This is a genomic window from Kineococcus anabasis (genome assembly GCF_054590795.1).
Genome location: NZ_BAAIHU010000015.1, coordinates 1 through 14,227 on the forward strand (window position 1 = coordinate 1; position 14,227 = coordinate 14,227).

The 14,227-nt window shown below is 77.1% G+C and carries 10 protein-coding genes; 7 read left to right on the top strand and 3 right to left on the bottom strand.

What is annotated here, in order from left to right:
- Window positions 1-648 (bottom strand): cation:dicarboxylate symporter family transporter (locus ACYQBY_RS21265; RefSeq protein ID WP_459645903.1); only part of this gene is annotated, 648 nt, incomplete at its 3' end.
- A gap of 160 nt (window positions 649-808) precedes the next feature.
- On the opposite strand from ACYQBY_RS21265, the gene ACYQBY_RS21270 reads away from it, so the two are divergent.
- The gene (locus ACYQBY_RS21270) at window positions 809-2,440 is read left to right on the top strand and encodes a sensor histidine kinase (RefSeq protein ID WP_459645904.1); all 1,632 of its coding nucleotides are present in this window, start codon (window positions 809-811) and stop codon (window positions 2,438-2,440) included.
- Complete coding sequence (locus tag ACYQBY_RS21275) at window positions 2,437-3,165, top strand: response regulator (protein ID WP_459645905.1); 729 nt, start codon at window positions 2,437-2,439, stop codon at window positions 3,163-3,165. The genes ACYQBY_RS21270 and ACYQBY_RS21275 overlap by 4 nt, the downstream gene beginning before the upstream one ends.
- Window positions 3,166-3,181: 16 nt before the next feature.
- Here ACYQBY_RS21275 and ACYQBY_RS21280 read toward each other — a convergent pair whose 3' ends face one another.
- Window positions 3,182-4,480 (bottom strand): RNA polymerase sigma factor, encoded by a 1,299-nt coding sequence (locus ACYQBY_RS21280; RefSeq protein WP_459645906.1) that lies wholly within the window; start codon window positions 4,478-4,480, stop codon window positions 3,182-3,184.
- Between the two features lie 18 nt (window positions 4,481-4,498).
- Complete coding sequence (locus ACYQBY_RS21285) at window positions 4,499-4,849, bottom strand: YciI family protein (RefSeq protein WP_459645907.1); 351 nt, start codon at window positions 4,847-4,849, stop codon at window positions 4,499-4,501.
- A 241-nt stretch (window positions 4,850-5,090) separates the two neighbouring features.
- Between ACYQBY_RS21285 and pulA the strand changes: the two genes are divergently transcribed.
- The 5 genes from pulA (at window position 5,091) to ACYQBY_RS21310 (ending at window position 14,184) form a co-directional block, all read left to right on the top strand.
- Window positions 5,091-8,114, top strand: coding sequence for a pullulanase-type alpha-1,6-glucosidase (pulA, locus tag ACYQBY_RS21290; RefSeq protein WP_459645908.1), 3,024 nt, complete (start codon window positions 5,091-5,093; stop codon window positions 8,112-8,114).
- 205 nt (window positions 8,115-8,319) lie between these two features.
- Window positions 8,320-10,899: an ATP-dependent Clp protease ATP-binding subunit gene (locus tag ACYQBY_RS21295; protein ID WP_459645909.1), complete on the top strand. Its 2,580-nt coding sequence runs from the start codon at window positions 8,320-8,322 to the stop codon at window positions 10,897-10,899.
- A gap of 146 nt (window positions 10,900-11,045) precedes the next feature.
- Window positions 11,046-12,242: a hypothetical protein gene (locus ACYQBY_RS21300; protein WP_459645910.1), complete on the top strand. Its 1,197-nt coding sequence runs from the start codon at window positions 11,046-11,048 to the stop codon at window positions 12,240-12,242.
- A 26-nt stretch (window positions 12,243-12,268) separates the two neighbouring features.
- Entirely contained in the window at window positions 12,269-13,540 is a 1,272-nt protein-coding gene (locus ACYQBY_RS21305) for a sensor histidine kinase (RefSeq protein WP_459645911.1), read from the top strand.
- A complete protein-coding gene (locus ACYQBY_RS21310) occupies window positions 13,537-14,184 on the top strand; it encodes a response regulator (protein WP_459645912.1) in 648 nt (215 codons plus the stop codon). The genes ACYQBY_RS21305 and ACYQBY_RS21310 overlap by 4 nt, the downstream gene beginning before the upstream one ends.
- Window positions 14,185-14,227 lie beyond the last annotated feature (43 nt).

The window sequence follows — 14,227 nt, forward strand, 5'->3', positions numbered from 1 at the left end:
CACGACCGCGGCGATCGCGCCGAAGGCCCCGAGGGGGGCCACCCACATGATCATCGCCAGGACCTTGAAGATGACGCGCTGCGCGGCGCCGATCGCGGCCAGCGGGCCTTGACCCCGCTCGCCCAGGGCCTGGATGGCGAAACCGACCAGCAGGGCCACGAAGAGGGTCTGCAGCACCGAGCCCGACGTCAGGGCCGACACGAGGGTCTCGGGGATGATGCCGAGCAGGAACTCGGTGGTCGAGGTCGGCTCCCCCGCCCGCTCCGCGCCCACCTCGCGGATCCCGTCGGTCAGCGCCAGCGGCCTGGCGGGCAGCACGTTGCCCACCACCAGCCCGATGACGAGGGCGAAGGTGGACATCGCGAGGAAGTAGCCCATCGCGAGGCCGCCGACCCGGCCGACCTGCGCGGCCTGGCGCACCGAGCCGATGCCCAGCACGATCGTGCAGAAGATGATCGGGGTGATCATCATCTTGACCAGGGCGACGAAACCCTCGCCCAGCGGTTTCAGCTCGGTGCCGAGGTCCGGCGCCAGCAGGCCCACCGCGATCCCGAGGGCGACGGCGACGATGACGCTGACGTACAGGAGGTGGGTACGGTCTCCCCGCGCGGGGGCGGCGGGATCTGCGGGACGAGCGGCTGCGCTCACGGTGTCCTCCTCGTGCGACGTCGGGCGCGCCCCGTCGGGCGCCCGATCCATCGAGACCGAGCGTGAGGTGAGAGCGGTGCCGGTCCCAGGTTCTGCAACTTCCGGTCACGGGAGGCGCCGATTCTCCCCGCTGCGCCCGCGCACCATCGCCGGCGCCGTGATGCGCACCCAGCTCCTCCTGCTGGCCGTCGTCGTCCTGGTGGGCGGCGCCGCGGTGCTGCTCTGGGCGCAGGAGGTGGAGGAGCGCACGGCGGCGGCCCGCGCCCGCGAGGTCGCCGCCACCGTCGCGCTGTCCCCCGTCGTGACCTCGGCGCTGCCCACCGGACGGGTACCCGGCGCCGCCCCGGACGCGGCACGGGCCGCCGTGCAGCCGTGGGCGGAGGCGGTGCGCCGCGCCACCGGAACCGGTTTCGTCGTCGTCACGGGCACCGACGGCACCCGCCTGAGCCACCCGGACCCGGCGCAGATCGGCCGGACGTACCTGGGCACCACCGCGCCCGCCCTGCGGGGCGGGACGTTCACGGAGACGTTCACCGGAACCCTCGGGCCCTCCGTGCGGGCGGTCGTGCCGGTGCGGGCCGGCGGCTCCCCGGACGGGCCCGTCGTCGGCCTCGTCGCGGTCGGCGTCACCCTCGACGCCATCGGGCGCAGCTTCTCCCGGCAGCTCCCGCTCCTGCTGCTCGCCGTCGCGCTGGTGCTGCTGCTGGCCGGCGCGGGCAGCGCGTGGACGGGGCGGTGGGTGCGGCGCAGCACGCTGGGGATGGAGCCCGCGGAGCTGACCCGGCTCTACGAGTACTCCGACGCGGTGCTGCACGCCCTGGGCGAGGGCCTCGTGGTCGTCGACCCGCGCGGCCGGCTCCAGCTCGTCAACGACGAGGCGCGCCGCCTGCTCGCGCCCGCCCTCGACGGCGCCGCGCCCGGCACGCCTGTGGAGGGCCTGGACCTGCCGCCGGCGCTGCGCGAGGTGCTCGCGGGCGGGCGGGCCGCCGCGGACGAGGTGCACCTGACGCGGACCCGGGTGCTCGTGGTGGACCAGGCGCCCGCGCTGTGGGAGGGCCGCGTCCTGGGCACCGTGGCCACCCTGCGCGACCACACGGAGCTGCGCGAGCTCACCCGCGACCTGGACGAGACGCGCGACCTCGCCGAGGCGCTGCGCTCGCAGGCCCACGAGTCCGCCAACCGGCTGCACACGGTCGTGACGCTGGTGGAGATGGGCCGGCCCGAGGAGGCCGTGCGCTTCGCCACCGCCGACCTGGACCTGCCCCAGCACCTCACCGACCTGCTGGTGGCGGAGGTGGAGGAACCCGCGGTGGCGGCGCTGCTGCTGGGCAAGAGCGCCCAGGCCGCCGAGCGCGGGGTGGAGCTGGTGGTCGACGCCTCCTCCTCGCTGCTGACCTCCCCGGTGCCGGTGCGGGACCTGCTGACCGTGCTGGGCAACCTCGTCGACAACGCCGTGGAGGCCGCGCTGGGAGCGCCGGCGCCGCGCCGGGTGCGGGTCCTCGTGGCCCACGACCCCGGCGCGGGCGAGTGCGTGGTGTCGGTGGCGGACTCCGGGCCGGGCCTGGACCCCGCCGACCTCGAGCAGGCGCTGCAGCGCGGGTGGTCGCGCAAGGTCGAGCGCCTCGACCCCGACCCGGTGCGCGGTCACGGGCTCGGCCTGGCGCTGGTCGGGCAGGTGGTGCGCCGCAGCGGCGGGCGCATCGACGCGGTGCCGGGGACGGGCCCGGGCGGTGGGCGCGTCGAGGTCCGGCTGCCGGTCCCGGTGGGCGGGGAGCCGGGAGGCGGGGGGTGAGCGGGGCCGGGGCGCCGCTGCGGGTCCTCGTCGTGGAGGACGAGGTGCTGGTCGCCGAGGCGCACCGGGCGTTCGTGGACCGGGTGCCGGGTTTCCGCACGGTGGGCGTGGTGCACAGCGGCCGGGAGGCCCTGGTGGAGCTCGGCAGGGGCGGGGTCGACCTCGTGCTGCTGGACCTGGGCCTGCCGGACCGGGGCGGGCTGGAGGTGCTGCGCGCCGTGCGGGCGGCCGCGGTGCCCGTGGACGTCGTCGTCGTCACCGCGGCGCGCGACCTCACCGCGGTCCGCTCCGCCGTCTCGCTGGGCGTGGTGCAGTACCTGCTCAAGCCGTTCACCGCGACGGCGCTGCGGGAGAAGCTCCTGGCGTACGGGCGTTTCCGCCGGCAGGTCGCCGGGCCGGGGACGGCCGGGGACGCCGCACTGCTCGGCCAGGAGCAGATCGACGCGGCCCTGGCGCAGCTGAGGCCTCAGCCGGCGCCGACCGCGTCGCGGGGGATCCGCACCGCGACGCTGGAGCTGGTGCTCGCGGCCCTGCGGGAGGCGGTGGCGCAGGGCGCGGGGGCGGGCCTGTCGGCGGCGGAGGTCGCCGAGCGCACGGGGCTGTCCCGGGAGTCGGCGCGGCGCTACCTGGAGCACCTGGCGGACGACGCCCGGCTGGAACGCCTGCCCCGCTACGGCGGGCCGGGCCGGCCCGAGACGGGCTACGTCCCGCGGCGGCAGCGCTGAGGGGGGCGGGCCCCCCTCAGCCGCCGAGCTCCGCCAGGCGCCGGGCGAGGAACTCGCGCTCCACGGCGTTCTCCGTGAGCAGCAGCGCCTCCGAGTACGCGGTGCGCGCCTCGCCGGTGCGCCCCAGACGCCGCAGCAGGTCCGCGCGGGCGGCCGCGAGGTAGCCGTACCCGGCGAGCTGCGGCTCGGCGGCGAGGGCGTCCAGCGCCGCCAGCCCCGCCGCCGGGCCGTCGGCGAAACCCACCGCGACGGCCCGGTTGAGCGCCACGACCGGTGAGGGCCACAGCTGCACGAGCAGGTCGTACAGGCCGACGACCTCGCGCCAGTCGGTGTCCTCCCACGCCGGGGCCTCGCTGTGCACGGCGGCGATGGCCGCCATGAGGGCGAAGCGGCCCGGTGGCCGGTGCCGCAGCGCCTCCCGCACGAGGGCGACCCCCTCGGCGACGGCGGCGCGGTCCCAGCGGGAGCGGTCCTGCTCGGGGAGCAGCAGCAGGCGCCCGTCCTCCCCGACGCGGGTGGCGCGCCGGGCGTCGGTGAGCAGGACCAGCGCGAGCAGCCCCGCGACGCCCGGGTCCTCGGGCAGCAGCGCCCGCAGCATCCGGGCGAGGTCCAGGGCCCGCTCCACGAGGTCGTGGCGCACGAGGTCCGCCCCGGCCGGCGCGGTGTGGCCGGTGGTGTGGAGCAGGTGCACGACGGTGAGGACCGCCCCGACCCGCTCGGGCAGCTCCCCGGGCGCGGGCACCCGGTACGGGATGCCGGCCGCGGCGATCTTCTTCTTCCCGCGGGTGATGCGGGCGGCCACCGTGGCCTCCGGCACGAGGAACGCCCGCGCCACCTCGGCGGTGCTGAGCCCGCAGAGCAGGCGCAGCGTCAGGGCGACGCGGGTGTCCGGGGCGAGCGCCGGGTGGCAGCAGACGAACACCAGCCGCAGCCGGTCGTCGGGGAATCGCGCGCCGTCGTCGTCGGGGTCGTGGTCCCCCGGGCCCGGCGCGGCCTGCCCGGGCAGCAGCGCCGGCAGCGCGCGCCGGGCGGTGGCGGCGCGCCGGTGCGCGTCCAGCGCGCGGCGGGTGGCGGCGGTGGTGAGCCAGGCGCCGGGGCTGGCGGGGATGCCGCGCCCGGCCCAGGTGGTCAGCGCGGAGGCGTAGGCCTCCTGCACGCACTCCTCGGCGAGGTCGAGGTCGCGGGTGACTCGCACCGTCGCGGCGAGCACCCCGGCCCACTCGCGGCGGTGCGCGCCGGCGACGGCGGCGGCGACCTCCGCCGCGGTGGCGGGGGTCGGCCCGGGGGTCGCCGCAGGGGTCGCTCCCGTGCTCATCGCGGGGTCATCGCGGGGTCAGCCGTAGACCTCGACCGGGCGGACCTCGACGCCGCCGGTGGTGCCGACCGGGACCTGCCGGGCGACGGCCAGCGCCTCGTCGAGGTCCGCGACCTCGACGACGTAGTAGCCGCCGAGGGCCTCCTTGGTCTCGGCGAAGGGTCCGTCGGTCACGGTGAACCCGCCCTCCCCGTCGGGGCGCACGCTCGTCGCGGTCGAGGTCGGCTGCAGGGCCTCACCGCCGCGCAGGACCGCGGCGTTGCGCTCGGTGAACCGCTCGTGGGCGGCGACGGCCTCGGCCAGCTCGGCCTCGCCGAGGGCTGCCCAGGCGGACTCGTCGCCGTGGATGAGGAGCAGGTACTGCGGCATGGTGGTTCCTCCCGTCGGCGGGCTCCCTGTGGGCCCGGTGCCAGTACGTCGCGCTCGGGGGGCCGGGATGAACACCTTTCCCGCGGTTCGTCGTGTGACGTGCGTCACGCTCACGTCTTGCAAGATTTGCAGGGTTCTTGCAGAGCGCTGCTCCCGGGCCTAGCGTTCCCGGCGCACCGTCGTGACCCGGGCGGTGCGTCCCGTCACAGGCCGCCCGCCGGCGCGCGGCCGAGGAGGTTCCGTGAACCGTCGCCCCGCCCTCGCCCTGGCGCTCGCCGCGCCCCTGCTGCTGGGCACGCTCCAGCCCGCCGCCGCGGACCACTCCCCCGCCCCCAGCGCCGTCACCCTCGTCGGCTCCCTCCAGGGCGAGCTCGGCTGCCCCGGCGACTGGCAGCCCGAGTGCGCCGCCACCGCCCTGCAGCCCGTCGCCGGCTCCCCCGGCCGCTACCGCGCCACCCTCGACGTGCCCGCCGGGCGCTACGAGTACAAGGTCGCCCTGAACTCCACCTGGGCGGAGAACTACGGCGCCGGCGGCGCGGCGGGCGGCGCGAACCTCACCCTCGACGCCCCCGGCGGGCCGGTGACGTTCACCTACGACCACGCCACGCACGAGATCACCGACGACGTGCCCGACGCCGGCGCGGGCGGCGCCGCGGCGCACTGGCTGACCGCCGGAACCCTCGCCTGGAACCCCGGCACGGCCGCGGAGGGCACGACGTACCGCCTCTGGACCGCACCCGACGGCGGCCTCGCCGTCGACGGCGGGACGGTCACCGGCGGCACCTGGGTCGAGCTGACCCGCACCGCGGCGGACCTGCCCGCCGGCCTCGCCGCCCGGCACCCCCACCTGCGCACCCTCGACACCTTCGCCCTGCCCGCCGGCACCGACGCACGCCGCCTGCTCAGGGGCCAGCTCCTCGCCGCCGCCGTCGCCCCCGACGGGAAGGTCACCGCCGCCACCGGCGTGCAGGTCCCCGGCGTCCTCGACGACCTGTACGCCGGCGCGACCCGCCGCACCCTCGGCCTCACCTGGAGCGGCGGTCGCCCCTCCCTGGCCCTGTGGGCGCCCACCGCCCGCAGCGTCACCCTGCACGTCCACGCCCCCGGCACCGGCGCCGAGATCGCCACCGCACCGATGCGCCAGGACCGCGACGGCGTGTGGACCGCCAGCGGCGAGCGCCGCTGGAAGGGCGCCTCCTACACCTACGAGGTGGAGGTGTTCGTCCCCGAGACCGGGAAGGTCGAGCGCAACGTCGTCACCGACCCGTACAGCGTCGGGCTCACCACGAACTCCGAGCGGAGCCTGTTCGTCGACCTCGCCGACCCGGCCCTGGCGCCGCACGGCTGGGAGAAGCTGCGCAAGCCGGGCCTGGAGCGGCCCGAGCAGCTCTCGGTGTACGAGCTGCACGTCCGCGACTTCTCCATCTCCGACCGCACCGTCCCCGCCGCCCAGCGCGGCACCTACGCCGCGTTCACGAACCTGCGCAGCGACGGCATGCGGCGCCTCGACGCGCTCGCCGACTCGGGTCTGAACGCCGTGCACCTGCTGCCCGTCAACGACATCTCCTCCGTCGACGAGCGGCGCTCCACCCACGCCGAACCCGACTGCGACCTGCCGTCCCTGCCGCCGGACTCCGAGCGGCAGCAGGAGTGCGTCAGCGCCGTCGCCGCGCGCGACGGGTTCAACTGGGGCTACGACCCGCTGCACTGGACCACCCCGGAGGGCTCGTACTCCACGAACCCCGAGGACGCCACCCGCATCCGCGAGTTCCGCGCCATGGTCGCCTCCCTCAACCGCACCGGCCTGCGCGTCGTGCAGGACGTCGTCTACAACCACACCCCCGACGCCGGCCAGGGCGCCCGCAACGACCTCGACCGGATCGTGCCGGGCTACTACCACCGCCTCGACCCGGCGACCGGGGCCGTGGCGACCTCCACCTGCTGCCCGAACACCGCCCCCGAGAACGCCATGATGGGCAAGCTCGTCGTGGACTCCGTCGTCACGCTGGCGAGGACGTACAAGCTCGACGGGTTCCGCTTCGACCTCATGGGCCACCACCCGAAGCAGAACGTGCTCGACGTGCGGGCAGCCCTGGACGCCCTGACGCCCGAGCGCGACGGCGTCGACGGCAGGCGGATCCACGTCTACGGCGAGGGCTGGAACTTCGGCGAGGTCGCCGACGACGCCCGGTTCGTCCAGGCCACCCAGCAGAACATGGCCGGCACGGGGATCGGCACGTTCTCCGACCGCCTGCGCGACGCCGTGCGCGGCGGCGGCCCCTTCGACGAGGACCCCCGCGTGCAGGGTTTCGGCAGCGGCCTGTTCACCGACCCCAACGGGGCCGGGGCCAACGGGACCCCCGAGCAGCAGCGCCAGCGCCTCCTGCTGTCCCAGGACCAGATCCGCGTCGGCCTCACCGGGAACCTCAAGGACTTCACCTTCACCGACCGCACGGGCGCGCAGGTGAAGGGTTCCCAGGTCGACTACAACGGCCAGCCCGCCGGGTACACCGCCGACCCGCAGGAGGTCGTCACCTACGTCGAGGCGCACGACAACGAGACGCTCTACGACGCCCTGGCCTTCAAGCTGCCGCAGGACACCCCGGTGGCCGACCGCATCCGCATGCAGACCCTGGCGCTGTCCACCACGACGTTCGCCCAGGGCGTCTCGTTCTGGCACGCCGGTGGGGAGCAGCTGCGCAGCAAGTCGCTGGACCGCAACAGCTACGACTCCGGCGACTGGTTCAACGTCCTGGACCACACCGGCACGGAGAACGGGTTCGGGCGCGGTCTGCCCCCGGCCGCGGACAACCGCGACAAGTACCCCTTCATGCGCCCGCTGCTGGCCGACCCCGCCCTGAAGCCCTCCCCCGCGGACATCGCCACCGCCCGCGAGCGCGCCGGGGAGCTGCTGCGCATCCGGAACAGCACGCCGCTGTTCTCCCTGCCGACCGCGGAGCAGGTCCAGCGCAAGGTGTCCTTCCCCGGCAGCGGCCCGGAGCAGACGCCCGGGGTCGTGGTGCTGCGCATCGACGACACGAGCGGCGCGGACGCCGACCGCGCCCTGGACGGGGTGGTGGTCGTCTTCAACGCCTCCGACGAGCCCACCACCCAGGCCGTGCCGGCCACCGCGGGCGAGCGCTGGTCCCTGCACCCGGTGCAGGCGGGGGGCGGCGACCCCGTCGTGCGGGGCGCCCGGCACGACGCGGTGGCGGGCACCTTCACCGTCCCCGCCCGCACGACGGCGGTGTTCGTGACCCGCTGATCCTCCCCCGCCCGTCCCCGGGTCCGTGCGCGCCGGTCCCGGTGCGCACGGGACCCGGGGACGCGCGCGTCCGGGCCCTCCCGGGCAGGCACCGTCCACGCAGGCGCCCCGGCGGCCTGCGCGCATGGCCGGGCACGGGGCGGGTAGCTCCGGGGAGGGCCGCGGCCGGACCGCGCCCCTGGACGGCGAGACACCGGGAGCACGGATGAGCACGGACCCCTCCCCGCGCGGCTCCGGCGGGCGCCCGCTGGACGAGATGATCGAGCGCATCTTCGGCGGCGGCTCCCTCTTCGGCGCACCCGCCGGCCGCCGGGTGGAGCAGGTGGACGTCTTCCGCCTGCTCTCGGAGCAGGCCCGGGAGCTCATCGCCCTCGCCGACCGGCTGGCCGCGCGGCAGGGCGGCGGCGACCTGGACGTCACGCACCTGCTGTGGGCCGCCACCCAGCTCCCCGCGTCCCGGCGGATGCTGGTGCGCATCGGCGTCGACCCCGACGCCACCGGCGAGCGGCTGGGGTCCGTGCTGCTGGACGGCGCGCAGCCCGGCGAGGTGAGCGGGCAGGCGTCCACGGGCACCCCGCGGCTGACCCCCGCGGCGAAGCGGGCGCTGCTGGACGCGCACGCGCACTCCCGCACCCAGGGCGACTCCTACATCGGGCCCGAGCACGTCCTGCTGGGGCTGGCGGGCAACCCCGAGACCGCCGCCGGCCGCGTGCTCGCCCCGGCCGTGGAAACCGCGACGGCGGCTCAGGGCGCCGGCGGCGAGGGGCGGCAGCGCGAGCAGCCGGGCCGCCGCGCGCGCGCCGCCGGGTGGGGGAAGGCGCGCCCCGCCACACGTGCGAAGCCGCGGGCCGCCACCCCCACGCTCGACCAGTTCGGGCGCGACCTCACCGAGCTGGCCAGGGAGGGGCGGCTCGACCCCGTGGTGGGCCGGGAGGTGGAGGTGGAGCAGACCCTGGAGGTCCTCTCGCGCCGCACCAAGAACAACCCCGTGCTCATCGGCGACCCCGGTGTCGGCAAGACCGCCATCGTCGAGGGCATCGCCCAGCGCATCGTCAACGGCGAGGTGCCCGACACGCTGCTGGAGCGGCGGGTCGTGGTCCTCGACCTCGCCGGGATGGTGGCCGGCACCAAGTACCGCGGGGAGTTCGAGGAGCGCCTCAAGAACGTCCTCGACGAGGTGGGCGCCGCCGGGCGCGAGGTCGTCCTCTTCCTCGACGAGCTGCACACCCTGGTGGGCGCCGGTGCCGGGGAGGGTTCCCTGGACGCCGGGAACATGCTCAAACCCGCCCTGGCCCGCGGGGAGCTGCAGGTCGTGGGCGCCACCACGATCGACGAGTACCGCCGCCACCTGGAGCGGGACGCCGCGCTGGAGCGCCGGTTCCAGCCCATCGTGGTGCCCGAGCCGTCGGTCGCGGACACCGTCGCGATCCTGCTGGGCCTGCGGGACCGCTACGAGGCGCACCACCAGGTCCGCATCGGCGACGAGGCCCTCGTGGCCGCCGCGGAGCTGTCCGACCGCTACGTCACCAACCGGTTCCTGCCCGACAAGGCCGTCGACCTGGTGGACCAGGCCTCGGCGCGGGTGCGGTTGCGCTCGCGCGCGGTGCCGTCCGACGTCCGCGAGGCCGAGCAGCGGCTGGAGGCCCTGCTGCGGGAGCGGGACAGCGCGGTGACGGCGGAGGACTACACCCGCGCCGCGGAGCTCAAGGGCCGCATCGAGGCCGCCCGCACCGACGTCGGGGCCCTCAGCGCGGGGCGCACCCCCGTCGTGGACGTCACCGCCGAGGACGTCGCCGAGGTCGTCTCCCGCGCCACCGGCATCCCCGTGGCGCAGCTCACCCGGCAGGAGAAGGAGCGGCTGCTGCGCCTGGAGGACGAGCTGCACGCCCGCGTGGTGGGGCAGGAGGAGGCCGTGGCCGCCGTCGCCGAGGCGGTGCGCCGCGCCCGGGCGGGCCTGGCCGACCCCGATCGCCCCGTCGGCTCGTTCCTGTTCCTGGGACCGACCGGCGTCGGCAAGACGGAACTGGCCCGCGCGCTGGCCGCGGCGCTGTTCGGCGGGCAGGACCGGATGGTCCGCTTCGACATGAGCGAGTTCCAGGAGAGCCACTCCGTCTCCCGGCTCCTCGGCGCCCCGCCCGGCTACGTCGGCCACGAGGAGGCCGGGCAGCTCACCGAGGCGGTGCGCCGCACCCCGTACACGGTGCTCCTGCTCGACGAGATCGAGAAGGGGCACCCCGACGTCTTCAACACGCTGCTGCAGCTCCTGGACGCCGGGCGCCTCACCGACTCCAAGGGCCGCACGGTGGACTTCTCCCACACCGTGGTCGTCATGACGAGCAACGTCGGCGCGGACCGGATCCTCACGGCCACCGCCGCGGGCACGGACCTGGAACTGCTGCGCGAGCCGCTGATGCGGCTGCTGGGGCAGCGGTTCCGGCCCGAGTTCCTCAACCGCATCGATGAGATCATCATCTTCCGGGGGCTGGATCGCGCGCAGCTCCGGCAGATCACCGCACTGCTGCTGGAGCAGACCCGCCGGCGCCTGGACGCCCTGGGCGTGACGCTGCGGATGGCGGAGGCGGCGGTGGACCTGCTGGCGGAGCAGGGTTTCCAGCCGGAGTTCGGCGCCCGGCCGCTGCGCCGCACCATCCAGCGGGAGCTGGACAACCGGGTGTCGCGGATGATCCTCGGCGGGGAGCTGGGCCGGGGCGACGTCCTCGTGGTGGACGTGCGCGACGGCGCCCTGCACCTGGCCGCCGAGGCGGGCAGGACCGCGATCGGCTGAACCCGTCCGGCGGGGACCGGACCCCGTGGCGGACCCCCGCGCGGAGGAGGCGGCTCCCCCGCGCGGGGGAGCCGGCGGCGCGCGGACCGGACGAGCGTGGGGTCAGCGCCCGGGACCGGCCCGGGCCACCCCGCCGGAGGCCCGCCGTGGAACTGCTCACCCGCCGCACCGCACCCCCCGACCAGGCCGCCGGGCTCCCGCCGGCCCTGCGCCGCACCCTGACCGCCGTCGCGGCGTGGAGCCTCCTGCAGGCTCTGCTGGCGCTGCACTGGGTGCTGGACCCCGCGAGCTGGCCGTGGCCGGACACCGGCGGGCTCCTCGGGGTGCTGCCACCGCGCCCGGCCGCCGCGCTGCTGCTGGTCCCGGCCGCCGCGCTGCTGCTGGTGCTGGCCGCCCGGGCCCGCCCGGCGTCGCGGGCCGCCGCCGCGGTCGCCGCCGTGGTGGCCTGCCTGCTGGTGGCGCTCGCCGCCGACCTGGGCCTGCTGTCGCTGGTGGGCTACCTCGTCGCGATCACCTGCCCCGCGGCCTTCGTGCTCGTGTTCACGGCCGGGGCGGTGCGCGACCGGCGCTCGCGGCCCTGGGCGCTGGTCCTGCTCGCCGCGCTGGCGGCCGGGGCGGCCGCCGGGGTGCTGCGGCCGTCGGCGTTCTCGGAGATCGCGGGCAGGCTGGCGGACGGTTTCGCCGCCCACGCCGCGGCTCCCGCGCTGAAGCTGGTGCTGCTGGCCGGGGCGGTGCTGTGGGCGTTCGCGGCGGTCCTGCTGCGCCGCAACGCCTCGGGCCGCTGCGGCGCCTGCGGCCGTCCCGGTCCCCGCTGGAGCGAGCCGGGTGCCGCGCTGCGCTGGGGCCGGGTGGTGACCCTGGTGGCCGCCGCCTGCCCGCTGCCGTACGCGCTGCTGCGCGTCACCTGGCTCACCCCGTGGCCGCTGGGGATGCCCGGGGACCTGGACCCGGCGGGCCGCCTGTTCGGCCTGGCGCTGGGTGCCGCCGCCGTCGGGGGTTGCGTCCTCACGGTCGGCCTGCTGCGGCCCTGGGGGGAGGTGTGGCCCGGCTGGATCCCGGTGCTGCGCGGGCGCCCGGTGCCGTGGCGGCTGCCCGTCGTCCTCGGCGGCACGGTCGCGGCGGTCCTGCTGGCGTCCACCCCCGCGTTCCTCGGCGCCGGGGTCGAGGCCCTGCGCGAGGACGGCTGGGTGCAGGCCTCGTTCCTGCTGTTCTTCCCGACCCTGCCGTGGGGCCTGGCGCTGGGCGCCGCCGTCCTCGCCTACGCCTACCGCCGCCGCGGCACCTGCGGCACCTGCGGGCGGGGCGCCGCGCCGCTGTCCGTGCGGCCGGCACCGGTCCGCTGAGCGCCCCGCGCTGCCAGGATGACGGGGTGACCCGGGCGGAGGGGAACCCGGCGGTGCGCGCGTGGGCGCACCGCTGGGTCCACCTGCTCCTGGGGGCGGCCCTCGCGCTGGCGTTCCTGGCCGTCGCCGCCTGGCCGCTGGAACTGCTGAGCCGGGTGCTGCCGGCGGCACCGGCCGCCGTCGCCGGGACCCTCCTCGTCCTGGTCCCCGTCGCGCTCGTGGGGACGATGGGCGAGGTGCGCCGGGTGGAGGGCGCGGCGGTGGCGGCACTGCTGACGGGCGGTGTCCCACAGCACCCGCAACCGGCGACCACCTGGCGGCAGCGGGGCCGGACGTCGCTGCTGTTCCTGCTGCACGTCGTGGCCGGCGGCGCCTGCGGGGCGCTGCTCGTGGTGGGGGCGCCGGTCGCGGCGCTGCTGGTGGCCGCCGCGGCGGGCTCCTCCTCCGCGGCCGCGCAGCTCACCGGTCTGCCCGTTCCGCAGGACGCGGGGGCCCGCCTGGCGGTGGCCGCGGCCCTGGTGGCGGTGACCGCGGCGGGGGGCGAGCTGCTGGGCCGGGTGCTGGTGGTCGTGGCCCCGCGCCTGCTGCGGGACCCGGCCGGAGAGCGCCTCGCGGCCGCCGAGGCGCACGTGTCGGTGCTGGCGGGGCGCGACCGCCTCGCCCGCGAGCTGCACGACAGCGTGGGGCACTCCCTCAGCCTGGTCAGCATCCAGGCCGGTGCGGCCCGGCGCTTGCTGACCCGCGACCCCACCGCCGCCGAGAGCGCCCTGCGCGCCGCCGAGGACGCCTCCCGCCGCGCGCTGGTCGACCTCGACCACGTCCTCGGCCTGCTGCGCGAGGAGACCGGCGGGACGCCGGCCGCGGCGCCCGTCCCGGACCTGCGCGACCTCGACGCCCTCGTCGCCGCCGCCGGCGCGGCGGGCACGCGGGTGGAGCCGGCCGTGCGGGGGGACGTCGGGGCGCTGCCCGCCGTGGTGTCGCGGGAGGCGTACCGGATCGTGCAGGAGGCCCTCACCAACGCGCTGCGCCACGCCCCCGGCGGCGCCTGCCTGGTCGCGGTGGACGCGGCGGGCGACGACCTCGTGCTGGACGTGCGGAACACCGCGCCGGGCGGCACCGCCGCCGCGGGACGGGCGGGGGCGCGGCCGGGGGGCGGGCGGGGGCTTGCCGGGGTGCGGGAGCGGGTGCTGGACCTGCGCGGCTCGCTGGAGGCCGGGCCGGGACCGGACGGCACCTGGCGCCTGGTGGCCCGGCTGCCGGTGCGGGCGCGCGGCACGTCGCGGTGGGGCGGGTCGTGACGGTTCGCGTCGCGCTCGTCGACGACGAGCCGCTCGTCCGCAGCGGTCTGGCCGCCGTCGTCGGCGCCGAGCCGGACCTCCTCGTCGTGGGCCAGGCCGGCGACGGCGCGGAGGTGCCGGCCCTGGTCGCCCGCACCCGCCCCGACGTCGTGCTCATGGACGTGCGGATGCCCGGCCTCGACGGGATCGCCGCCACGCGTGCGCTCGTGCGGGCCCGCTCGGCCGCGCGCGTGCTGGTCCTGACCACGTTCTCCAACGACGAGCACGTCCTCGACGCCCTCGCCGCGGGTGCCGACGGGTTCCTGCTGAAGCGGTGCTCACCGGAGGAGGTGCTGCACGGGATCCGCACGGTCGCCCGCGGGGAGTCGCTGTTGTTCCCCGACGCCGTGCGCGAGCTCGCCCGCCGCCACGTGCGCGGGGCCGCGGCGCAGGTCCCGGAGCTGGCCCGGCTCACCGCCCGGGAGCAGGAGGTGCTGCGGCTGGTCGCCGCCGGGCTGAGCAACGCCGAGATCGCGGCCGAGCTCGGTGTGGGGCTGGAGACGGTGCGCAGCCACGTCGCGGCCGTCCTGGCCAAGACGGGCACCCGGGACCGGACGCAGGCCGTCGTCCTGGCCTACCGCTCGGGGTTCGTCCGGCCCGGCTGAGCGGGCCGGTGCCCGCCGCCACGGCACCCGCAGCGCCGCCTGC

What these genes read in the sequence shown, in the direction of transcription:
- ACYQBY_RS21270 (WP_459645904.1), top strand. Translation starts at nt 809, where the DNA reads ATGCGCACCCAGCTCCTCCTGCTGGCCGTCGTCGTCCTGGTGGGCGGC.
- ACYQBY_RS21295 (WP_459645909.1), top strand. Translation starts at nt 8,320, where the DNA reads ATGAGCACGGACCCCTCCCCGCGCGGCTCCGGCGGGCGCCCGCTGGAC.
- ACYQBY_RS21285 (WP_459645907.1), bottom strand. Translation starts at nt 4,849, where the DNA reads ATGCCGCAGTACCTGCTCCTCATCCACGGCGACGAGTCCGCCTGGGCA.
- ACYQBY_RS21280 (WP_459645906.1), bottom strand. Translation starts at nt 4,480, where the DNA reads ATGAGCACGGGAGCGACCCCTGCGGCGACCCCCGGGCCGACCCCCGCC.